Below are 23,897 nucleotides of genomic sequence, written 5' to 3'. Positions count from 1 at the left end.
GCTTGTTTTGTTAATCGAGTTTATCCGAGTAATCGGCTTCAAAGGCCTCTTTAACCAGCCTGGTTTCCTGGCTCTGGTGCAGGGCCATGTAACCTACCGCGGGTGAGGCAGCCGAGATGCGGCCCGCGTATTGTACCTGTATAGGGGTAAAAATCTCGTTCAGTCTACTCTTGAACTCACGGAACATCCCCTGGTTGCGCGGTTCATCCTGACACCAGACTACATTTTCCAGTGCCGGGTAGCGCTCGTGGATTGCCTTGAGATCCATCTTCGGAAACGGATATAGTTGTTCGATTCTTACGATCGCGGTGCCGTGGTCATATTGCTGCTCGCGCGTTTCGTACAGCTTGTAGTAAATCTTGCCACTACACAGGATCAGGCGCTTGATCTTGGCATCATCAATCTCGTCGATCTCGGGAATAATCTTCATGAACTCGCCATCACTGTAGGCACTCAGCGGCGATACTGCACGCTCGTGACGCAACAAGCTTTTCGGGCTCATGACGATTAACGGCTTGCGAAAACCACAGACCATCTGGCTGCGCAGCAGGTGGAAGATTTGCGCAGGTAGCGTGGGTTGCACCACGCGCATGTTGTGCTGCGCGCACAGTTCGAGGTAACGTTCAATACGTGCCGATGAATGTTCCGGGCCCTGGCCCTCGTAACCATGGGGCAGCAGCATCACCAACCCGTTGAGTCGACCCCACTTCATTTCACCCGAGCTGATGAACTGGTCGATAACGACCTGTGCACCATTGGCGAAGTCACCAAACTGGGCTTCCCATATCACCAGCGAGTGAGGATCCGTCGACGCATAGCCATACTCGAAACCCAGTACCGCCTCTTCGGATAAAAACGAATTAATGACTTCGAAACGCGGCTGATCCCCGGCAATATGCTTCAAGGGCTTGTAGATTTCGCCGGTATTCTGATCATGTAGCGCAGCGTGACGATGGAAAAAAGTACCCCGCTCACTGTCCTGTCCTGAAAGCCTCACACGATAACCATCATTAAGCAGCGTCGCGTAGGCCAGATTTTCTGCAAATCCCCAGTCGCCGTGAATTTCGCCATCGATCATCTTCTGCCGGTTCTCCATGATTTTGGCTACCCGTGGATGGAGTTTGAAACCCGCCGGCAGTGTCAGGATGCGGTTACCCAGTCGCTGGATACTGTCTGCATCGACCGCGGTATTCGGAGTAGTATTGACATCACCTTCATTTAAACCCGCCCAGTCGCGCGCCGCCATTGGTTCCAGGCCCGAAATGACATTCAACGCAACCGCACCACCCTCGTCCAGGGCACGGCGGTAATCGGCAATCATCTGGTCGACTTTTTCGCGCGTCGTAAAACCTTCCTTGATAAGGCGTTCCGCGTGCAACTCGGCCAGCCGCGGATGTTTTCGAATTGCCTGGTACATCAAGGGCTGGGTAACCGCTGGCTCATCGGCCTCGTTATGACCGTAACGACGATAGCAAACCATGTCGATGACGACATCCTTGTGGAAGGTTTCACGATACTTGACCGCAATCTCGGCAATAAAAACACAGGCCTCGGGGTCGTCACCGTTCACATGAAAAATGGGTGCCTGTACGATGCGCGCAACCTCGGTACAGTAAAACGAGGAACGCATATCGCGCGGATTACTAGTCGTGAACCCGATCTGGTTGTTGACGATGATATGTATCGTACCACCGGTTTTATAACCCCGGGTTTCGCACATGTTGAAAGTTTCCATGACCACGCCCTGGCCAGCGAATGCCGAATCGCCGTGAATCAGAACCGGCAGTACGTCATTGGTATTGCGGTCGTCGAGGCGGCGTTGGCGGGCACGCACCGAGCCCTCCACCACGGGATCCACGATCTCGAGATGCGACGGATTAAAAGCTAGCGCCAGATGCATGGGTCCGGAATCGGTATAAATATCGGAAGAAAAACCCTGATGGTATTTAACATCGTAGTTATAGCGCTCATCGAGCTCGATATTGCCCTCGAATTCATCGAACAGGTCACTCGGCATCTTGCCAAAAATATTGGTGAGCACGTTCAGGCGCCCGCGGTGGGCCATGCCGATGACGACCTCGTGCGTGTTGGTGACGCCGGCCTGCTGCACGACCCGGTCCACGATCGGGATTAGCGATTCCCCACCTTCCAGCGAAAAGCGTTTCTGCCCGATATAGCGGGTATGCAGGTACTTTTCGAGATTCTCCGCGGCAATAATTCGGTCAAGAATCCGATTACGACGCCCTTCCCTGAAATTGGGTTTCGCCAACGTGGTCTCGATCTGCACCTGGATCCAGCGCTTTTCTGCGCGGTCCTCAATATGCATGTACTCGAGACCGATTGTCCGGCAATAGATCTTCTCCAGACGGTCGATTATCTCCCGCAGCGGTGCATCCTCGATCCCGAATAAAGACCCGGAACTAAATACCGTGTCGAGGTCCGCCTCGGACAAATCGTTGCCGGCAAGCGTCATATCCTTGATTTCAGGTATTCTGGCCAGGTTCAGCGGATCCAGTCGCGCTTTCTGATGCCCCTTGACGCGGTAAACGTTGATTAATTGAAATACCCTGAGCTGCTTGTCGTCGTGATGATGCAGTTCGGCAGCGCTAATGCCGTTACCACGCCGCTTGTTCAATACAGCGGATCTCATCTGTGCCTGGATTTCGATGTGATCCTGGTCGGGTGTCAGCCCACCATTTTTTAACTCCGCGAACCAACTGCGCCAGTTTTCGTCGACGTCGTTTTCGTCTTTCAGGTACCTCGAGTAGAGTTCCTCGATGAAAGCAGCATTGATCCCGTGAAGATAACTTTGTTGCTGCATTTCTTTCATGCTCATGGCGGCTTACCTTTGGGCTGTTTCGTCGGATGGTTTAGCGAGTTTGATGTACCACATAATAGCCGAAGTCGGGGTATTGAGAAGTTAAAAGTTCAGCAGCGTTACCATGCGAAGAAACGAGCGCTTTGTCAATATCAATGGGCACCTCCTTCCCTGCCTCCACGAAGTTGTTTTTAATTTTTTAAGCGCTGTTAGAATACGCCAATTCTGAACCTGGACAAGATGCATGGCGCAATACATTTATACCATGAGCGGAGTCGGCAAGGTGGTGCCCCCGCAGAACGAAATTCTGAAGAATATTTCGCTCAATTTTTTCCCGGGCGCGAAAATCGGGGTACTGGGCTATAACGGCGCCGGTAAATCGACGCTGCTGCGCATCATGGCTGGCGTCGACACCGAACATAACGGCGAGGCGCGCCCGCAAACCGGAATCAAGATTGGATACCTGCCCCAGGAACCCGAGCTCGATAAGGGCCTGGACGTGCGCGGCAACGTCGAACTGGGGGTAGCCGAGACCAAGTCTCTGCTTGACCAGTTTAACGAAGTTAATATGAAGTTTGCCGAGCCCATGTCCGACGATGAAATGAATGAGTTGCTGGCACAGCAGGCCGAGTTGCAGGAAAAAATCGATGCTGCGGGTGCCTGGGACCTCGACCGCAAGCTCGACGTCGCCGCTGACGCACTGCGCTTGCCACCCTGGGATGCGGCCGTCGATAATCTATCGGGTGGTGAAAAGCGGCGCGTCGCACTGTGCCGCTTGCTGTTGTCAAATCCCGATATGCTGATCCTGGACGAACCCACTAACCATCTGGATGCAGAATCCGTGGCCTGGCTGGAACGCTTTCTCAAGGACTTCCCCGGGACCGTGGTGGCCGTTACGCATGATCGCTACTTTCTCGATAACGTCGCCGGCTGGATTCTCGAACTCGACCGCGGTCACGGGATTCCCTGGGAAGGAAATTACTCGTCCTGGCTCGAGCAGAAACAGAAACGGCTGGAACACGAGGAACGCTCCGAAAAGGCGCGCCTGAAATCGATGCAGGCGGAACTCGAATGGGTGCACGCGAACCCGAAGGGTCGACAGTCGAAAAGCAAGGCACGCTTGAAGCGGTTCGAAGAGCTATCCTCGCAGGAATATCAAAAGCGCTCTGAGACCCGAGAACTCTATATCCCCCCCGGGCCTCGACTCGGTGACGTCGTGGTTGAAATCGAGGGCGGCAAAAAATCCTATGGTGACAAGCTGCTTTACCAGGACCTGGAATTCAAACTGCCTCGCGGCGGCATCGTGGGCATCATTGGTCCCAACGGTGCGGGTAAAACCACTCTGTTTCGCATCATCGTCGGCCAGGAAACGCTCGATGAAGGCAGGATCAAGATTGGTGAGACGGTACAAATAGCCTATGTCGATCAATCTCGTGATGATCTCGACGGCAGCAAGACCGTTTGGGAAGAACTCTCAGACGGACTCGATAACATCGTGGTTGGCAGCTACGAAGTTCCGTCGCGAGCCTACGTATCACGCTTCAACTTTCGCGGCGCCGCACAGCAAAAGTTTGTCAAGGATCTCTCCGGTGGCGAGCGCAATCGCCTGCATCTCGCCAAGCTGCTTAAGAGTGGCGGTAACCTGTTGTTGCTGGACGAACCCACCAACGACCTCGATGTCGAAACCCTGCGGGCACTTGAGGAGGCAATCCTCGATTTCCCGGGTTGCGTCGTCGTCATCTCTCACGATCGCTGGTTTCTTGACCGCATTGCTACCCATATTATTGCGTTCGAGGGAAACAGCGAGGTCTATACTTACGAAGGCAACTATACGGAGTATGAGTCCCATCGTAAGCAACGGCTGGGCCAGGATGCTGATCAACCGCACCGGATCAAATACAAGAAGCTCGAGGTCTGATGACTGATACCGACAAACTTTTGAAACGCCTCGATGGTTTACTTGATCGGGTCGAAAAAATGCTTCCCGACCAGTTCGAAATAAGCACCGAACCGGGATATTGTGCGTATCGCTGGTCTGCCAGTGGCCTCGACGGGATTTCGCAATATGACCAGGTCGATAAATCCGAACTCTTGCATCTGGAGCGTCAGCAAAACCTGCTGCTGCGTAACACTGCCCAGTTCCTCGACAACAAGGATGCCAACAATGCCCTGTTATGGGGTGCGCGCGGCACCGGCAAGTCATCATTAATCAAGGCACAACTGAATGAATTCAAGGACCGCGGGTTGTGCATTGTTGAAATACCGAAGGCGGCAACGGGAGAGCTGTTCGACGTAATCCGCCACCTTGCGAGTGACGGGCGTAAATTTATCATCTACCTCGATGATTTATCGTTCGAAGCCAATGACGATTCCTACAAGGCGCTCAAGGCCTGTCTCGAGGGATCGCTGCAACTCCAGCCAGATAATGTCATCATTTACGCGACCTCGAATCGACGTCACCTGATGCCCGAGTCGATGCAGGACAATCTCGATAGCACCATGGTCGACGGGCAGTTACATCCAAGCGACAGCATCGAGGAAAAAATCTCGTTATCCGACCGTTTCGGATTGTGGTTGTCGTTCCACCCATTCACCCAGGAACAGTATCTGGCGGTCGTCGAGCAAACCTTGAAAGCCCGTGACTTGAAAATGACAGAAGACGCACGCGCCGAAGCGCTGCGTTTTGCGACCCAGCGAGGCTCACGTAGCGGACGTATCGCGGTACAATTCGTGGCCTACTGGCAGAGCCTCAAGTAGTGACCTGCGCAATTACCGCATAATGAACGGATTAGCCATCGGTTCAGTCGAGGTATTGATCCAGACCGTTTTAGTGCGGGTGTAATCGTAGATTGTATCGACGCCACTCTCCCGTCCGGGGCCACTGTTTTTGAATCCGCCAAACGGGGCGATCGGCGAGATAACACGGTAGGTGTTGACCCAGACAATGCCCGAATGAATAGCATCCGAAACGCGAATTGCGCGTGCCACATTGGATGTGAAAACGCCCGACCCAAGGCCAAAATCGGAATTATTGGCCATCTCGATCGCCTCTTCTTCGGTATCGAAACTCAATGCTGACATAATCGGACCAAACATTTCTTCGCGCACGGTGCGGATATCCTGGTGCGGGCAGTCCAGTATGGTGGGGGTGTAATACCAGCCCTCATCAAATCCCTCAGGGCGCTTACCTCCATACAACAGCGTGGCTCCTTGCTTAACCGCATCGTCAACCGATTCGCTGATATGATCGAGCTGTTGGCGCGTACACAGGGGTCCGACCTGGGTATCATCTGCGAGGGGATCGCCAATACAGATCTGGCCTGCGCGTTCAACCAGTTTTTCGAGGATCTGCTGACGAATACCAGACTGGATGAATACCCTCGATCCGGCAACACAACTCTGCCCGGTGGCCCCGAAATTACCGGCAATAATACCGTTCACGGCGCCCTCGAGATCGGCGTCGTCGAAAACCAGAATTGGCGATTTGCCACCCAGTTCCAGCGATACCACGGCAAAATTTTCGGCGGTATTGCGCACGATATGACGTGCAGTATCAGGGCCGCCGGTAAACGCGACCCGGGCCACGTCCGGATGGCTGGTTAACATCCGGCCGCAGGGTTCACCGTAACCCGTGATGACGTTTACCACGCCCGGTGGAAATCCGGCTTCATCGACGATCCTGGCGAACTCGAACATCGGCGCCGGCGCCATTTCCGAGGCCTTTAACACCACCGTGTTGCCAGCCGCCAGCGCCGGTCCCAGCTTGGTCGCGGTCAAAAACATTTGTGCGTTCCACGGCACTACCGCGGCAACCACTCCGATCGGAACGCGCTTGGTGTATACATGCATTTCGGGTTTGTCGATCGGCAATGTTGCACCCTGGATCTTGTCGGCAAGGCCCGCGTAGTAGTAATAGTAATCCGAAACATAGCCAGTCTGGGCACGAGTTTCCCTGGCCAACTTACCGCTATCGATGGTCTCGATTTCACCCAGCATCGCAGAATTCTCCGCGATTAAATCACCGAGGCGACGCAGCAGTTTCCCACGTTGTGTCGCATTCATACCCGCCCAGGGACCCGAGTTCAGCGCGCGTTTGGCCGCCGCCACGGCGAGGTTCACCTCGGTGTCACCGGCGATTGCTGCCGTCGCCCAAACCGCACCAGTGGCAGGGTTAACCGACTCGAGCTGTGCTCCGTCAGATGCGTCCCACCATCCGCCATCGATGTACATTTGGTAGTGTTTCATAGTCGTATTCCCGATCTGTGGCCGGCTCCAAGATTAGCGTTAATTGCCATCGTATAAAAGCGAATTCCAGCAAATAACGCTAGTATGCACCTGACAAACCAACTGCAAAGTAAAACGCATGAGTAAAAAGCCGATTCTTAATCAGCGTAACCCGGTTGCCGAGGCGGCCATGGCGCAACACCTCGAGGCCATTCGTCGTGTCACTGTCGATCACAGCTTTGCCTACGATTGCGAAGCTCTGTTAACCAGTAAGCTGAACCTGATGGCGGCTAATTGCAGCATGATTCTCGACGTCGGCCAGTCAACCCGCGACAAGCTCAAACTCTTCGAGCGAGGACAGATCGAAACCATGGAGATTAACGCCGGTGAGCCGCTGGCCGATATTATCGATGATATTTGTGCCCCGAGCAGGCTGAAGTACGAACGCTATGATGGCGTGGTTTGTCTTTCGGTGTTGGAACACGTATACGATCCGTTCGCAGCTGTCCAGGAAATACACAAATTGCTGCAAACCGGTGGTTACCTGTTGCTGCATCTGCCATTCCTGTTTCGCTACCACGCACCACATGACCTCAGGTTTACCGATTGCTACCGCTTCAGCCGGGACGGTATGGCCTGGTTACTGCGAGACTTTTCCGAGGTCACCCTGTATTCGATTCGAGGACCCTACTCGTCTATTTTCAACCTGCATAAATGCTGGAAGAAACGTGTCGAAACCCATCTGGGTATGAAACCATCGCGGTGGCTTGATCGAATAGGTACCCGTTTTTTCAGACGTCCCACCAGCGAATTACAGGTTTCCGGATACTATGCCTGGGCCAGAAAAATGTGATGAATACCGCAAAAATCATTATCTGTGGCCGTGTTTAAGGTCGGAGAGGCTACTGAAGCGCTTGAAATGTGTTCAATCACGTGCGAATCTTTAGCCATCGACTAAAGTAATAAAGGGTGTTTGGAGCAAGTATCTTGGACCTTGCAGAAGAAACAGATCTACTTCGAAAGATTCCCATGTTTGCCAAAATGGAAACTTCGAAACTGAAACTGCTGGCTTTCGCCAGCGAAATTGTTTCGTTTCAGGACGGTGATATTGTTTTCAACAGTGGTGACAGCGCCGATTTCGCCTACGTCATCATGGACGGTGCGGTGGATATCATAACAGAAACGGATAGTGGGCCGGTTGTCACCGGCACCCTCGCTCAAAATCAGCTGATCGGTGAACTCGGTTTGCTGAACAATACGCCCCGGATCGCAAAACTGATTGCGCATGGGAATCTCCGGGCCATGAAAATAACGGCCGACATGTTCTTTCGCATCCTGCGCGAAAACTCGGAGGTCGCCCTCGATGTCATTCGCATGTTGAGTGACAAGCTGACTCGATCACACGCACTCGTCGAAACGTTGCAGAAACAGCTGAATAAACAGGATGGAGAGTAATGTCGTCGCCAGCTGCCGTAGAAGTCTGCGGCCCCGATCGTTTCCGGTCACTATGGCAGCGGTGCCTGGTCGATGGTGCAACGGATGACAGCGCCACGATTCACCAGCAACTTGTAAAAGGCTATGGTGAGCCCCAGCGCCATTATCACACGCTTGACCATATCGCGCATTGCCTGACCCAGTTCGATCAATGTAAATCTCTCGCTCGCAATCCCGATGCACTGGAGATCGCGGTCTGGTTTCACGATGTTATTTTCGAGCCCGGCAGGCATGATAATGAAGCCCATAGTGCCAGGCTTTACCAGGACCTGTCCGCGGAAATTCATGATGACGAGATGCGCCAACTTATCGACCGGATGATCATGGCGACGCTGCACGACGGCAGTTCACTCGACGACGCCGACGCCAGCTACATGGTCGATATCGATTTATCGAGCTTCGGCCTTGATTGGGACGCCTTTCTGCTCGACAGTCAAAACTTGCGCGAGGAGAATCCACATCTCAGTGATACTGACTATTACCGTAAACTGCTAAAATTTCATTCCGGCCTGTTAGCCAGACCCCGATTTTTTTTATCGGACTTTTTTTACCAGCGTTTTGAACAGCAGGCCCGGGACAACGTGTCCCGGTATTTGGAGCAGGTTCGTAAGCTTACCTAGCCGCGGTATTGCGACTCTGGTCGAGGCTATTGTTAATTCACCGTGTAAATCCTGATCGGGCGATTCAATCCGCGCACTGACACCTCTCCGAGTTCACCGAATTCGAAAGTTCCATCAGGGATCCTGGCCAGCGTACTGTCGGCAACGATGATTCGGGTGCCATAATCCTTGTTGAGCTGCTCCAGTCGCGCCGCCAGGTTGACGTTTTCACCGTGTACGGTATAACCGACCCGGTCCCCGGAGCCGACCAGGCCACCAACCACCGGCCCGGTATTGATACCGACCCTGGTGTTAAACGCGATGCCGTCACCGAACTCCACACCTTCCAGCACGGACTGAATTTCAAGAGCGGCCCTGACCGCGTTGCTGGCATGATCGCTATCCGGTTTGGGCAGGTTGAAGGTTGCCAGGATCGCGTCTCCCTGGAACTGACTGATAACGCCGCCATACCGCGTTATCGGGTCTGCTACGAGGCTGAAATATTGATTCAGCGCTTCAATCAGTTGTTCGGGCGCCAGGGTCTCACTTATCGCGGTAAATCCCTCGATGTCGGTAAACAGGATTGTACATTCACTGAGCTCCCCCTTGCCGGTGATGGCGCCCTCCTCCGATTGTATAACCTTCTGTGCAACTTCCTCGGGCACAAATCTCGATAAATCGCGTGCTGCACTGCCCTCGATAACCGATTCGATGAGTAGACTCCTGGCACGTAATAAGGCCAGCGCCAGCACCCCGGTAACCATCAAAATTGACACGATCTTGTCAAATTCCGCACCGATCAAGACACTGTTGGAAGTCATATACTCGACATAATCGCGGGTAATCATGTTATTTGCGGGATCGTTAACCAGCACGTAAGCGACCATCAGGGCCCAGCCTATCGCCGCACTGACACCGGTCGAAATAACGAAGCGCGGGTCGAAATGCAACGCCCGGATGGAAATAAAGATAAACAGGTAGAGCAGCGTCGGCGATTTCAGGTAAAAGGATGGCGGCTGTTCGTACTGCAAATGAAAACTCCAGATCAGGCCGAGCAGCAGCACGATGTCAGCAACGGATGAGAGATACAGCATCCAGTCCGGGAGTTTACGATTTACCGCCAGGCGCAAACGTATCAGGCTAAATCCAAGATACAAGGACAGCACCCAGGGTACCGGGGCGAAATCAGCATCCTGTGAAAAAGTCTTTGGCGCTATTGCGTATAGCAAACCGAATATAGAGACGATCACCAACTGGATCGTGCTGATCAGAATTTCACTGCGTTCCTGTTGATCCTGTATCGATTTGCGCAATCGCTCCGGTAACCTTTGATCTTTGAAATTACGCCCGAGTAAAAGCCGCTGAGGCTCGAGCTGGGTGCTTGCACTATTTTTATCCAATACGGACTCCAGGGCACGCATTCTGCTTCATGGATATGAGACCGGCCAGACAGGGAATAATTCCAATGCTGGCAAATAAAATGCCTAAACGACAGTGCGTTCATGACGATTTCGGTGTAGTCTGCGTCGGGTACATAGCCAGGTATTGGTGAAATGACAGAGCGACTGGGACAATCCAGGATTCTTATCTACAGCCATGACTCGTTTGGCCTCGGTCACTTGCGCCGCTGTCGATCGATCGCCCATTCGCTGGTAGCGCGCTACAAGGGACTATCAATACTGATCCTGTCGGGTTCACCGATAATCGGTAGTTTTGACTTTAAGGCACGGGTTGATTTTGTGCGTATTCCCGGCGTCATCAAACTCAAGGATGGTGAATACACGTCACTGGGCCTGCATATCGATCTGGACCAAACCCTGTCGATGCGGGAATCGATCATCTATCACACCGCGGTAACCTTTAAACCCGACATTTTTCTCGTCGACAAGGAACCCACGGGGCTGCAGGGAGAAGTGACCAGTACGCTCGAAATGCTTAAGCAGCAGGGCACCGTAAACGTACTGGGACTGCGTGACGTCATGGATGAATCGTCGATACTAAAAGCCGAATGGGAGCGCAAAGAAGTCGCACCGGTACTTGAGCATCTCTACGACGATATCTGGGTATACGGTTTGAGTGAAATGGGAAGTCCCATCGAGGGTCTCGGCCTATCCGATTCGATTAATAAAAAAATCTGTTTCACTGGCTACCTCGAACGTGAAATTCCCAGTGAGCTTAACTGGCTCGCACCGATTAACCATGAGGAACCCTTTATCCTGGTAACAGCTGGTGGCGGCGGTGACGGTGTCGAAATGATTGATTGGGTAATCCGCGCCTACGAATCTGGCGCCGAACAACCTCACCGGGCGATCATCGTAACCGGGCCATTCATGCCCTCTGCCGAGATACAGGAATTTCATGATCGCTGCGAGGTCTTGCCTAACGTCGAAATTCTTACCTTCGACAGTCATATTGAATTGCTGATGCAAAAAGCGATCGCGATCGTTGCGATGGGCGGCTACAACACTTTTTGCGAAATTCTAACCCTCGATAAACCTGCCCTTATCATACCAAGGTCGGTTCCCAGGCAGGAGCAGTTAATTCGCGCGGAACGGGCGGTAAACCTGGGCCTGGTCAGCATGCTCGATCCGGCTGGTGAACGCGATGCACTGCAAATGGCGGCCGCGTTAAGACAACTACCGCAGCAATCCCGACCCTCGTCGGCACAGGTTTCCGGTTTGCTTGCCGGCCACGAAAATATAGCCGGAATTGTGCTTGAGTATCTCGAACCCCCCGAGCAGAAAACTGTAACCGCCTAGATCCGGAGTAATCCATCAGTTCGCCGTTTCGAGTCATGATCTATGTCCAGCATCTGCTCGGAATTGGGCACTTGCAGCGTTCGGCTTACCTGGCAACCGAGCTCGTCCGCGAGGATTTCGAGGTCCAGCTGGTATCCGGCGGTCTGCCGCAGCAATTTCCGCTAGATGAAGCCATTCAGCTCAGGCAATTACCCCCGGTATACAGCCCCGATGGTAGCTTCACGCGTTTGCTCGATGCCAACGGCAACCATATTGACAGTCATTGGCAAGACGGTCGCAAACAGCAGTTACTCGAATTTTTTGTATCCTTCGCACCGCAGGTATTGATCACGGAAACTTTTCCGTTTGGACGTCGGATGATGCGTTTCGAGTTGATACCGCTGCTCGAGGCCGCAAAATCTAGTACTCGGTGTCTGCAGGTGATCGCGTCGATAAGAGATATTATCCAGCCCAAAACAAAACCGGGACGGGAGCAGGAAATCTGCGAACTCATTGATCAATTTTACGATCACGTGCTGGTCCACGGAGATGAAAAGATTGCGCGACTCGTCGATAGCTTTAACCTCGCGGAGCACATAGACGACAAGGTTGCCTATAGCGGCTATATCTGCCCGAATAATCCGGTGTTACCGTCTGCACAAGACGGTATCGACGAAGTTCTGGTTTCTGCAGGCGGTAGCGTTACCGGCTTTCAAATTCTGAAAACAGCAATCGAGGCCAGACCACTGTGCAGGCTCAAACACTTGAAATGGCGTATCCTGGTAAGCCATTCGATTTCTGATTCGCTGTTCGAGGAATTGCAACAGCTCGCAACTGAAGGCATTCGCGTCGAGCGCAATCGACCCGATTTCAGCGAGCTGGTGAAGCGCGCCAGCCTTTCGATATCACAGGCCGGTTATAATACGATCACCGACATTCTCAATAGTGATACCGAGGCGGTCGTGATCCCCTATGCCGAGGCTGATGAACTCGAGCAAACCACGCGCGCGCAAAAATTACAGGACATCGGACGAGTGATCATGCTGCGCCAGGCTGAATTAAACGCAACCGCGCTGGCAGACGCGATCGATCGAACCAGCGGGCTACATACCTCGTTCACAGTAAACCTTGCGGGCGCAACCAACAGTGCAAACCTGATTTCACAGTGGTTGCTTGATGCGAGTAATCAAAATTGAGTTCACTAGCCATTGATGCCTGGAACTGGCTCGGTCGTGAACTCGATACCTGGGCAGAAGCAGGTATTACAGCTGAATTCTGGTGGCGAGATGACGACGCAACTGAAGCCGGCAGCGCACTCGATAAACTGGTCGGATTAAGTTCCGAACTGAACATTCCGCTGGCACTCGCGGTTATCCCGACCGGGCTCAGGCCCGGGCTTGTCAATTCACTGAAAACTCGTCCGCAGGCATGCGTAATTCAACACGGTTTTGCACATCAAAACCATGCACCGCCGGGTCAGCGCAAACTCGAGCTTGGTGGTGGACAAACCACCGAGGATATAGTCGCCGACCTCGAGCAGGGCTTCCGAACACTGTGCCAGTATTTCCCCGAGCGATTCAAGCCCGTGTTGGTACCACCCTGGAACCGGATTGATGACCGGGTCATAGCACGCCTTACCGACATTGGAATCACCGGAATTTCAACGATGAAGGCACGTCGCCAGGCATTCCCTGCCCCCGGATTGCTCCAGGTCAACGCGCATCTCGATCCGGTTAACTGGCGCCACCAGGGTGGATTTCTCGGCGTTTATCCCGCGATCGCGATTTTAATACAGCACCTGATCGCAAAGCGCACCGGCTATCGCGACCGTGATGAACCGACCGGCATCCTTACCCATCACCTCGCACAAAACGAAGCGGTGTGGCATTTCCTCGAAGACTTGCTGCGATTCCTGTCGGCGCATCCTGCCGTGACCTGGCTCGATCCCGCCACCATCTGGACGTAATCGACACCTTTACGGTGACCACTTCGTAACCTACCCACAGGCTATCTCGGAGAGAAGCGGGCAAAAGGCGCTCCCAACCGGCGCAAGCGCCAGTTGGTCCATCCATGGAATCGCTTGTCGCCCGAAGCGTCGGACCGCGACATCCCTGCCGCGCTACACTTTTGCACCGATACATCTGGAACAGCTAGATACCTTGGCGGGCAACCAGGGAAACTCCTTGCGACGTGAAGGCTGGGTGCTGAAAAAGCCTCTATTTTAAAGGGTCAGGCCGCAGGGACGCGGCCTGTGGCGAACCGAGACATGGATGTCGAGTTTCGCCTTGCCCTTTAAAATCGAGACTTTTTCAGGAAGCCTCAGGCCACCCAGTCAGTCGCAAGGAGTTTCTCTGGTTGCCTTGTCCGCTTCAATTTTCTAATCGAAACCATTGATATCGGATCAGGATTTGGAGAGGGGGATGGACTGGTAACTGTTGAGCAGCTTGCCGTCGGGGGAGAGTTCGAACTGGTGGAGTGCATCCCAGCTGAAGTCGACCGGTGACTCACCGCGCATATCCCAGTCGCAGGCAAGCGCATAGATACAGCGGATAATGCCCTTGTGCACGACCGCCGCCGTATCCTGGCCCGATGCAGCGACCTGCTGTAACCAGGGTTGGAGCCGGATCTGAACTTCGCGCGGACTCTCACCACCCGGCGGACGGAAATCCAGGCCTCGGCTCTCATTGTCGCGCATTTCATCACCTAGGCGCTTACGTAATGGCTTCAATACCTCGCCTTCCCAATCACCCCAGCTCATTTCGATCAACGCGGCTTCGATTTCTACCGGCTCTATCGCCAGCAGAGCTGCCGTCTGAGTGGCGCGACGCAACGGGCTGCAATACCAGCGATAGGCTTTAAATTCCAGCGGGATCGACAGCAAATCGAGGTGTTTTCTACCGAATGCAGACAGTGGCAGGTCGAGCCTGCCCTGCACCCGTTTCGCGCGGTTCCAGTCTGTCATCGCATGTCTTAGTAAAGCCAGCTTCATGTCGATTAGTCTTCGCCAAGCGATTGGTGAAGCCTATCGACCAGGGTATCGATTCCCCGATCCATCGAAAACTCTTGTCGCACTCGCTTGAAACCTGCCTCGGCCAGTCGGTTACGCAGCTTCGGATCACGAATCAGTTTTTCCAGTGCCTGCTCAAGCTGCGGGCAATTCTTCTGTTCAACCAGCCAGCCGGTCTCGGCGTGGACGATAAGCTCCGGGATACCCGAAATACTGGTCGACAGGCAGGCCAGGTTCTGGCTCTGTGCTTCCATCAGGACATTGGGTAATCCATCGCGATCGCCATTGGCGGAAATCTTGCTCGGCAATACGAACAGATCGGCGGCGCGATACTGAGACAGTACCTCGCCTTGCGATAGTGCACCCAACCATTGAATATGCTCCCCAAGACCGAGTTCATGAGCCTGACGCTGCAATTGCCCGAGCAACTCACCGCCACCGATGTGAATAAATTGCCAATGCAATGTGTCGGGCAGGCTTGCCAGGGCCGCCAGTAGGACATCATAACCTTTTTTATCAACGGCGCGCCCGACGCTGATTAATCGCACCTCGTTTTGCGGGTCACTGCCGTCATGCATTGAACCGGCGCCCTGTTTTTGATCAAAGCGATCAAAGTCCAGCCCGTGGTATAGCAATGTGACCTGATCCACGTGACTTGCAAGTTTCGAAAGGTAATCTCGATTGACACAGGTACAGGTCACCACCCAGTCAGTGCTGTCCAGCTTTTCACGCAGTTCCCAGTCCGGAATGGTCCAGACATCCTTGGCATGGGCCGACAGGCTCCAGCTGCGCCCGGTAATTTTACTCGCGTAGTAGCTGACAGATGCCGGGGTATGCATGAAGTGCGTATAGTAATGCTGCACCGAATCAGGCATTTCGTGTGCCATCACGATCGCCTGACCGAAACGTCGCAACCGGTTGCGTGACGGGTCGCGCCAGAAATCGCGCACCAGGGTCAATAACGAGAGCCAGAAACCCGGTTTCCAGCCAATCCACAGGCAGGCTCGTAGCAGGCGTGGGATATCGTCATGTAAATACTCGGGCAGGTAATAAACCGGCGCCTCGATTTCTGCGTGAATCGGGTGGATGTCCGGATCGTAGGGATGGCGCAGCGAGAAAATACAGAGCTCGAATCCGCGCAACTCAAGCGCCCGAATTTCCTGGGCAACGAAGGTCTCGGATAAACGCGGATAACCCTTTAAAACGATTGCTAGCCTGGGAGGCATAACCTGTATTTGATATAAATCGAACGATGCGCGATAGTACACCGGCATGGCATACCGTGCTACCAATCCCAGTCGAGAAATCGTTGAATAGAATTAGAACCAAAACTCGGGAATAAATGGAACCTTCTTTATATAAGTATATCTGGACACACAGCAAGAAGGACCAGATTCTCCTGATTCTGCTGTCGTTAGCTTCCCTCCCGCTGGTCTACATTACCCTCGAACTGCCGAAAAGAATCATCAACCTGCTCGAAGGGATGGATATCCCCGAAGGAATACTCGGTTACGAGTTCGATCGACTCGAGTTTCTAATGATTCTCAGCTTTGCCTTCCTGGTGGTGGTACTTGGCAGCGGATTACTCAAGTATATCCTGAACGTTTACCGCGGTGCCCTCGGTGAGCGCGTACTGCGACGTTTCAGGTACCAGCTCTACGAACGTATTCTGCGTTTTCCATTACCGCATTTTAAGCGGGTATCGCAGAGCGAGTTAATCCCGATGATCATGGCGGAAACCGAACTCCTCGGAGAATTTATCGGTGAGTCTTTTACTTTGCCGGTATTCCAGGGCGGCATCCTGTGCACTTACCTGTTCTTTATTTTTGAGCAGGATTTATTACTCGGCCTGGCCGCGATTGCGCTCTACCCGTTTCAACTATACGTCATCCCGCAGTTACAGAAACGCGTTAACGAACTGTCGAAAGAACGCGTCGCAACGGCGCGTAACTTGTCCGGTCGCATCGGAGAAACCGTTTCCGGCATTGGAGAGGTTCACGCTAACGATACCAGCCACTACGAGCGCGCACATATCAGTCAGCGCCTCGGTAAAATTTACCTGATTCGCTTTTCGATTTACAAGCGCAAGTTCTTCATTAAGTTCCTGAACAATTTCATTGCCCAGTTGACGCCATTTTTCTTTTATTCTATCGGCGGTTACTTTGTATTACGCGGCGACCTGTCGATCGGCTCGATGGTCGCGGTACTGGTGGCTTACAAGGATCTCTCGGGTCCGTGGAAGGAATTGCTGCGCTATTATCAACGACTCGCAGATATCAGGGTTAAGCACGCCCAGATCATCCAGCAGTTTAAACCCCAGAATATGCTGGCGGCTGAAATCATCGATGAGCGCGAGGGGATCCATAAATTTTCGGATGACATAATCCAGGCCAATAATATCCGCTATAGCGAAGACGGGCTTTATTTCAGTATTGACGGCACCAGCTTCAAGATCCCGATAAATCAGCACTACGCCGCAGTCGGACTAGGCAATAGCGGCAAGGATGAACTTGCTTTCCTGATGTCGAGATTAATTAATCCCAGCGCTGGCAGCATTACCATCGGGGACTTGAAAATGGCAGATATGCCCGAGTCGATTACCGGCAAGCACCTCGGTTACGTGGGTGCCGGCGCCTTCATGTTTAACGGCACGGTACACGATAATCTCTGCTATGCACTCAAGCATCAGCCGGTAAGCAAGAGCGGACACGAGCAGGATAAGGCACTCGAACATGAACGCTTGCTCTCGCGGCAGGCCGGAAACACCTCTGACCGTTACGACGATGACTGGATCAACACTGCTGAGCTTGGCCTTGAGAATACCGAGCAACTGGTTACCCGCATTATCGAGATTCTCGAATGCGTTGAACTGGATGACGAAATTTACCAGTTTGGATTACTGTCCTATGTCGATCCGTCTCACAATCCTGACCTGACAAGTCGAGTCATGGAGGCACGTAATCAGTTGCGCGACAAGTTCAGGGAGCCCGAAAATGCGCGCCTGGTTGAACTCTTCGATACCGAAAAATACAATCTTAATATGACCGTATCCGAGAACCTGCTGTTCGGTACGGTTTACGGTGAATCAATCGACGTCGAACAACTGATTGATAATCCGGTGATTCATAAAATACTGAAGGAATTCGGTCTGAACCGTGAATTTCTGAATGCGGGTGTACAGATCACTGAAATCATGCTCGATCTGTTCTCCGACGTCGAACCGGACAGCGAACTGTTCGAGCAGTTCAGCTTCATCAATGCCGACGATCTGCCGGAGTTTAATAAACTGTTGCAACAAACCAGACAAAATGGCGTCGAAAATCTGCAACCGGAAGACAAACGTCGACTGATATCGCTGCCATTCAAACTCATCGTGGCACGACATCGACTGGGACTGATTACCGAGCCCATCCAGCAAAACATTCTCGAAGCGCGAGGCCGGATTCATGAGCTCGAAGCGACCGAGGATCTCGGCATAGAATTCTTTGACGAGTCGCACTATAACCCGCGCATATCAGTTCAGGATAACATTCTGTTTGGCAAGCTGGCCTACGGCCAGGCACACGCCCAGCGCAAGGTCAACGAACTGATTGCCGACGTCGTAGAAGCACTTGGCTTGCGCAACGATATCATCGCCGCCGGGCTCAACTACGAGGTCGGTGTGGGTGGTGGGCGCCTGTCTTCGGTTCAACGACAAAAGCTGGGACTTGCAAGAGCCCTGCTGAAAGGTCCAGAATTTTTGGTGATCAACGAAGCCCTGTCGGGCCTCGATTCGGCAAGTGAACGTCGCCTGATAGAGAACGTCAGGAAATTGATGCAGGGTCGTGGAATACTCTGGATTCTCGGACGCGTTCAGCTGACAGAGCAGTTCGACGAGGTCATGGTGATGGAAAGCGGTAAGCTCATCGATAAAGGCACGTTTACCGAGATGAAAAATGACAACGAACACTTCCAGCAGCTACTTTCTGCAGAGTAATTTCATCAAGACGCCTCTCTAGACCTTAAGATAGAGGTGTGTTGTTAGCAAACGATCCGCAATTTCGCGCCTGATACCACCCCATAAGCTATCCCAGTTAAGACGCAGTGGTGGATTAAAGGGTGTTAAACCTGCACGAGTGGCCAGGCTTGTTAGTGTTTTACGTGTAAAACAGTTGATATGTTCAAGTGGATGCACTGCGTCGAGGCCCTGCGACCAGCCGCGCCGCACCAGTATTTCGGCAACACCCCGACTATCAGGTACGCGAATACAGACCACCCCGCCGGGTGCCAACCGCGCGCAAAGGTCCTTTAAGGCCTGTAGCGGATCGGCTAGGTGTTCAAAAACCTGGTTGGCATGAATATAGTCGAAATGTGCCCCCGCCCCGGGCAGCTTGTCGACAACCTTTATTCCCATAGCCCGCGCGTACTGGCTGCGTTGTGGTGACAATTCGTAGCCGGTGACGTCAAGGCCGTGTGCCTGTGCCATTCGACTCCAGTAGCCCCATCCCATGCCGAAGTCGAGAACACGCACCTGTTCCGGCCGCCTGTCAAACAATCTCGTTAGCGTATGCACCTGCCCGGCATACTGTCGATAGAGCTTCGACTCTGCCGACTGTTTCTTGTGCAGACTGTGCGCATTATCAATCCAGTCCTGGTAAAGGGCCTGCATCCTATTTTCATCTAGAATAGGATCCTGGTATATAAAGTTGCATTGCGCACAGGCAACGACCCGGTAGGTGCCCGGCGATATTAACTCTTGCGGTACCCTGCCCTGATAAAACTGCCCGATGAAATTCACCATGCGTTGATCTTTATACGGAATCTCGCACAGGATTTTCCGCTCTGCCGAATTGCACAGCGGGCAGCATGTGCGCATATGAAATCCGATATTCATAAACTATTTGTAGGGATCAGCCGCGTCCCGTAAGCCATCGCCGAAAAAATTGAAGGTCAGGATTACCAGTATCACAGGTACTACCGGAAACAGCAGCCACGGATAGAGCGCAACAACGTTGATGTTCTGCGCTTCGTTGAGCAGCACGCCCCAACTCGTTACCGGCGGCCTTAAACCAAGTCCGAGAAAACTCAGCGCGGTTTCACCGAGTATCATGGCCGGCACCGAAAGCGTGGCGGAAGCGATTAAATGACTCATGAATCCCGGCAGCAAGTGGCGGCCGATAATACGTCCTGGCCTGGCGCCCATCAGCTCTGCCGCGGCGCAGTAGTCTTCCTCGCGCAACGACAACAGTTTAGAACGCACCGCGCGAGCCAGCCCGGTCCAGTCAAGCATTGCCAGAATCACGGTGATACCGAAAAATATGAGAATCGGGCTCCAGTTCACCGGTAATACCGCCGACAACGCCATCCACAACGGTAATTCCGGGAACGATCGAATCACTTCTATCAATCTCTGAACCGAGGAGTCAATCCAGCCCCCATAGTAGCCAGCGAGACCGCCAATTACGATACCAAGCGTAAAGCTGATGATGATGCCAACCAGTCCGATGGTGAGCGATATGCGTGCGCCATAGGTGATGCGTGAAAACATGTCACGCCCCAGGCGATCCGTACCGAGCAAGAAGAAGGTACCGTTGTCGGGTGGGCACACCAGGTGAAAGCGGGCTTCGAACAGGCCCCAGAATCGATAACTGTCGCCCTGGCAAAAGAAACGCAGCGGCTGCACATCATCCTTTCGCTCCGGATAATTGCGCTTCAGGATTTCCATATCAAGCTCGTAATCCCGGCCATAGACAAAAGGCCCGATAAATATTCCGTCGTGAAACAAATGCACGCTCTGCGGCGGCGAATAAATGAACTCGGTATTGCGGGTATGCAGGTTGTAAGGCGCGATCACTTCACTGAACATGATCGTCGCATAGTTAAGGGCCAGGATAACGCCACAAATTACCGCCAGTCGGTGGCGGCGTAATTTCCACCACATCAGCTTCCACTGGGAGGCAAGGTAGTATTTTTCCTGCGCCGGTGTCAGTGCTTCAATCGAGTGTGGATCAAAAGGCTCACGCGATACGAAATGCATCGAACTCATTTGCTTGCACTCTCACCGAGACGAACTCGTGGATCAAGCAGCGCCAGGGCTATATCGGAAACCAGTACACCAAATACGGTCAGCACCGCGAGAAACATCAGGAACGAGCCGGCCAGGTACATATCCTGGCTTTGCAGCGAGCTGAGCAAAATCGGCCCGGTCGTTGGTAACGACATCACCACGGCGACAATCTCGGCGCCGGAAATTACGGTGGGCAACAGGTTACCGATGTCAGCAACGAAGAAATTGAGCGCAACCCGCAACGGGTACTTGACCAGCAACTTACCCGGCGGTAGGCCCTTGGCATGCCCCGTCACCACATATTGTTTTTGTAATTCATCGAGAAGGTTGGCACGCAACCGCCGTATCATGCCCGCAGTTCCCGCGGTACCGATGACAATAACCGGAATCCACAAATGTTCCAGTATCGAAACCATCTTGTCCATGCTCCACGGCGCATCGATGTATTGCGGATCCATCAACCCGCCGATGCTGGTACCAAAATAGACATTGGCGAAATAAAGCATTACCAGCGCAAGCAAAAAGTTTGGCGTTGCAAGCCCGAGAAATCCAAGCGTCGACAGCCCATAATCGCCCCAACTGTATTGATGGGTTGCCGAATAAATACCGATCGGAAAAGCAACGATCCAGGTAAACAATATCGTCGCGATTGAAATAATGATGGTCAGGAAAAGCCGATCACCGACAACCTCGGTTACCGGTAAATCGTATTCGAACGAATAACCAAAATCGCCCTGCAGCATCCCTGTAAGCCAGTACCAGTATTGATGCAGCAGTGGCTTGTCGAGCCCGTACTGCTCCCGCAGGAATTGAATTTTCTTTTCGTCGACCGATTCACCCTGGCTTTGCAGTTCGGCGATATGGCTTTCGAGGTAATCGCCCGGCGGCAACTGGATAATCACGAACACCAACATGCTGATTACCAACAGGGTCGGTATCATCGTCAGGATACGACGCAGAATATAACCGAGCATTACCGCCTGGCCTCATCGAACCAGAAAGTATCGGGTTTATAAATTCCAAAATAGGCGCCCGGAGTGATATCGTAAAAGCCGGTTTCGGGCACGTTGTGCAGATGATTGTTAACCACGACTGGATGCGGTACATGGTTAACGATGCCGATGGTAAACATGTGATCACGGTGAATTTCGAGAATCTGATGCCAGATCGACTCGCGCTGTTCATGGGTAGAGGCACGCACCCATTGATCATTCAGGGCAATAAGTTTTTGCACGGCCGGCATGTCAGGCGCCTCACCACTTTGCCCGCTCGATTCATAATACGAACCCCACTTCGGCCACTGGTACTGGTACTTTGAAGTCGGCGCCAGCTCATGTGGGCTATTCTCGGCAGTCGGTATCGCGTTTTCAATACCGGACCAAATGGACATCATGGCATCACCCGAAAAAACCCGGTTGCGGAAAACTTCGCGCGTCGACGGAATGCTGTAAAGCTTGATGCCCGCCTTGAGCCAGCTGTCGTGAATCAGCTCGAGTACATCGGTCTGCTCGGTACTTTCACCCGCGGTCTGGATCAGAATTTCGAGCGGTCGCCCATCGGATAGCAACCGGACTCCGCGACTGTCACGTTCCTTTAAACCCAGCTCATCGAGTAATTCACCCGCCTTTTCCTGATCGTATTCGATCCACGCAGTTTGATAGTCCGGCTTGTAAAGTGGGCATTCCTCCAGAACTGCGTTATTGCTTTCCTGGACCAGGCCGAAATACACCACCTGATTGATTTCACGGCGGTGAATTGCAAGCGAAAGTGCTCGTCGAAAGCGCACATCTTGCATCAATTCACGATATACCTTGTCATTGGTGTTCAGATTTGGATAAAGCGCGATATGTGCGCCCTTGGCAGTTTGCCACAGGCGCACGTCAAAGTTATTTCGCTTCGAAGCCAATTTGAGAAAAGTGTAGTTATCCATGCGCAAATAGCGGGCCTGCAGGTCCGATTCATTAGCACCGGTTTTGGCAGGCACCAGTTTATTCGAAGCGATATTGATCGCGATCGAATCGATATACGGCAGCTGCCGACCTTTCTGGTCCACGCGGTGATAATAAGGATTGCGCTTGAATATAAACCTTTCCGACGGGGGATAAGTGGTATTGACCCACGGTTGTAAGGTCGGCAAATCAGGATTAGTCGCCTTGTAGGGGCGATCATGGTTAACGTGAACGCCCATCCAGTTGCGTCTACCGAACTCTTCAATCATCCGGGCCAATTTCTCCTTGCTTTGATAACGGGCGTGAAACTGGCGCAGGTAATGCGCGGGTTTGTAAATATACAGAGGGCGGGCACCTGCCAGTGCGGGCAAAAAGAAGGGATTTGGATTAGACCAGCTGTAGCGAACCGTGTACTTATCGGGATACTCGACCCGGGGTAGCTCACCATCGGTAATGAGCAGCTTGCTTGGTCCCCCTTTCGACAGTTCCGGGTTGTTGGCGATATCCTCCCAGTAGTAACGAAAGTCCTCGCTGGTAAACGGATGGCCGTCTGACCACTTGTGCCCCTTACGCAAATGCAGGGTAAAGATCCGGTTTTCAATTACATCGACACTCTTCAGAATATCAGCTTCGAGATTTAGTTCAGGGGTATAACCTACCAGACGCGCGTAACCATAGATGACGATTTGTCGAATATCCTTTTGCTTGCCCATCAGCAGACGCAGCTCGCCGCCGTGCTCGCCGGGAACCTGGCCGGGGGTTAACCGGGCTACCTGCACATCATCCGGTATCCTTTTGTCGATCGGTGGTAGCTCTCCGGATTCGACCAGTTCCACCAGTGAGGGCGTCTCCTTAAGCCAGTCCATCGCCTGCACCATAGTCGTTATCGACAACGACAGGATAAGCAATAGGCCTTTAAACAGAGTTTTCATGCCGCCAGATCGGATGGTTTAGAGCCGGCCACTACCCTGACGTAATGGCCATCACCAAGCGCCATGAACTCGGTTTTCCGGCTACCGTCA

Annotated in this window: 18 protein-coding genes; 9 read left to right on the top strand and 9 right to left on the bottom strand. The window is 52.9% G+C overall.

Annotated features, from left to right (window positions below):
• Positions 1-10 precede the first annotated feature (10 nt).
• Positions 11-2,836, bottom strand: a complete 2,826-nt coding sequence (locus OES20_16645) for a 2-oxoglutarate dehydrogenase E1 component (protein ID MDH3636329.1) — start codon at positions 2,834-2,836, stop codon at positions 11-13.
• Positions 2,837-3,062: 226 nt separating this feature from the next.
• Between OES20_16645 and ettA the strand changes: the two genes are divergently transcribed.
• Complete coding sequence (gene ettA / locus OES20_16640) at positions 3,063-4,736, top strand: energy-dependent translational throttle protein EttA (GenBank protein MDH3636328.1); 1,674 nt, start codon at positions 3,063-3,065, stop codon at positions 4,734-4,736.
• A complete protein-coding gene (locus OES20_16635) occupies positions 4,736-5,575 on the top strand; it encodes an ATP-binding protein (GenBank protein ID MDH3636327.1) in 840 nt (279 codons plus the stop codon). The genes ettA and OES20_16635 overlap by 1 nt, the downstream gene beginning before the upstream one ends.
• 12 nt (positions 5,576-5,587) lie before the next feature.
• On the opposite strand, the gene OES20_16630 is transcribed toward OES20_16635, so the two are convergent.
• Entirely contained in the window at positions 5,588-7,063 is a 1,476-nt protein-coding gene (locus OES20_16630; GenBank protein ID MDH3636326.1) for an aldehyde dehydrogenase, read from the bottom strand.
• Positions 7,064-7,181: 118 nt separating this feature from the next.
• Here OES20_16630 and OES20_16625 point away from each other — a divergent pair, with 118 nt between their 5' ends.
• The 3 genes from OES20_16625 to OES20_16615 all read left to right on the top strand — a co-directional run bounded on the left by OES20_16625 (position 7,182) and on the right by OES20_16615 (position 9,156).
• Positions 7,182-7,895: a class I SAM-dependent methyltransferase gene (locus tag OES20_16625; GenBank protein ID MDH3636325.1), complete on the top strand. Its 714-nt coding sequence runs from the start codon at positions 7,182-7,184 to the stop codon at positions 7,893-7,895.
• A gap of 188 nt (positions 7,896-8,083) precedes the next feature.
• The gene (locus OES20_16620) at positions 8,084-8,497 is read left to right on the top strand and encodes a cyclic nucleotide-binding domain-containing protein (GenBank protein MDH3636324.1); all 414 of its coding nucleotides are present in this window, start codon (positions 8,084-8,086) and stop codon (positions 8,495-8,497) included.
• Complete coding sequence (locus OES20_16615) at positions 8,497-9,156, top strand: hypothetical protein (protein MDH3636323.1); 660 nt, start codon at positions 8,497-8,499, stop codon at positions 9,154-9,156. Before OES20_16620 ends, OES20_16615 begins: the two co-directional genes overlap by 1 nt.
• Positions 9,157-9,188: 32 nt before the next feature.
• On the opposite strand, the gene OES20_16610 is transcribed toward OES20_16615, so the two are convergent.
• A complete protein-coding gene (locus tag OES20_16610) occupies positions 9,189-10,535 on the bottom strand; it encodes an adenylate/guanylate cyclase domain-containing protein (protein MDH3636322.1) in 1,347 nt (448 codons plus the stop codon).
• Positions 10,536-10,688: 153 nt separating this feature from the next.
• On the opposite strand from OES20_16610, the gene OES20_16605 reads away from it, so the two are divergent.
• Genes OES20_16605 through OES20_16595 form a run of 3 tightly spaced genes read left to right on the top strand, consistent with a single transcriptional unit; the run spans position 10,689 to position 13,839 of the window.
• Positions 10,689-11,894: a hypothetical protein gene (locus OES20_16605; protein ID MDH3636321.1), complete on the top strand. Its 1,206-nt coding sequence runs from the start codon at positions 10,689-10,691 to the stop codon at positions 11,892-11,894.
• A gap of 35 nt (positions 11,895-11,929) precedes the next feature.
• Entirely contained in the window at positions 11,930-13,069 is a 1,140-nt protein-coding gene (locus OES20_16600; GenBank protein MDH3636320.1) for a glycosyltransferase, read from the top strand.
• A complete protein-coding gene (locus tag OES20_16595; protein MDH3636319.1) occupies positions 13,066-13,839 on the top strand; it encodes a polysaccharide deacetylase family protein in 774 nt (257 codons plus the stop codon). Before OES20_16600 ends, OES20_16595 begins: the two co-directional genes overlap by 4 nt.
• Positions 13,840-14,274: 435 nt before the next feature.
• On the opposite strand, the gene OES20_16590 is transcribed toward OES20_16595, so the two are convergent.
• Both OES20_16590 and OES20_16585 read right to left on the bottom strand, forming a co-directional pair.
• Positions 14,275-14,862 carry a histidine phosphatase family protein gene (locus OES20_16590; protein MDH3636318.1) on the bottom strand — a complete coding sequence of 196 codons (588 nt, stop codon included), beginning with the start codon at positions 14,860-14,862 and terminating at the stop codon, positions 14,275-14,277.
• A gap of 5 nt (positions 14,863-14,867) precedes the next feature.
• Entirely contained in the window at positions 14,868-16,106 is a 1,239-nt protein-coding gene (locus OES20_16585; protein ID MDH3636317.1) for a glycosyltransferase family 4 protein, read from the bottom strand.
• Between the two features lie 116 nt (positions 16,107-16,222).
• On the opposite strand from OES20_16585, the gene OES20_16580 reads away from it, so the two are divergent.
• Positions 16,223-18,856, top strand: coding sequence for an ABC transporter ATP-binding protein/permease (locus OES20_16580; protein ID MDH3636316.1), 2,634 nt, complete (start codon positions 16,223-16,225; stop codon positions 18,854-18,856).
• An 18-nt stretch (positions 18,857-18,874) separates the two neighbouring features.
• Here the strand turns inward: OES20_16580 and OES20_16575 are convergent, their stop codons facing one another.
• Genes OES20_16575 through OES20_16560 form a run of 4 tightly spaced genes read right to left on the bottom strand, consistent with a single transcriptional unit; the run spans position 18,875 to position 23,807 of the window.
• Positions 18,875-19,735, bottom strand: coding sequence for a class I SAM-dependent methyltransferase (locus OES20_16575; protein MDH3636315.1), 861 nt, complete (start codon positions 19,733-19,735; stop codon positions 18,875-18,877).
• A gap of 21 nt (positions 19,736-19,756) precedes the next feature.
• Positions 19,757-20,905 carry an ABC transporter permease gene (locus tag OES20_16570; GenBank protein MDH3636314.1) on the bottom strand — a complete coding sequence of 383 codons (1,149 nt, stop codon included), beginning with the start codon at positions 20,903-20,905 and terminating at the stop codon, positions 19,757-19,759.
• Positions 20,902-21,900 carry an ABC transporter permease gene (locus OES20_16565; protein ID MDH3636313.1) on the bottom strand — a complete coding sequence of 333 codons (999 nt, stop codon included), beginning with the start codon at positions 21,898-21,900 and terminating at the stop codon, positions 20,902-20,904. Before OES20_16565 ends, OES20_16570 begins: the two co-directional genes overlap by 4 nt.
• Positions 21,900-23,807: an ABC transporter substrate-binding protein gene (locus OES20_16560; protein ID MDH3636312.1), complete on the bottom strand. Its 1,908-nt coding sequence runs from the start codon at positions 23,805-23,807 to the stop codon at positions 21,900-21,902. Before OES20_16560 ends, OES20_16565 begins: the two co-directional genes overlap by 1 nt.
• Between the last annotated feature and the right edge of the window lie 90 nt (positions 23,808-23,897).

The sequence above is a fragment of the Gammaproteobacteria bacterium genome (assembly GCA_029862005.1).
GTDB lineage: Bacteria > Pseudomonadota > Gammaproteobacteria.
This window is presented reverse-complemented; position numbering and strand designations above follow the sequence as displayed.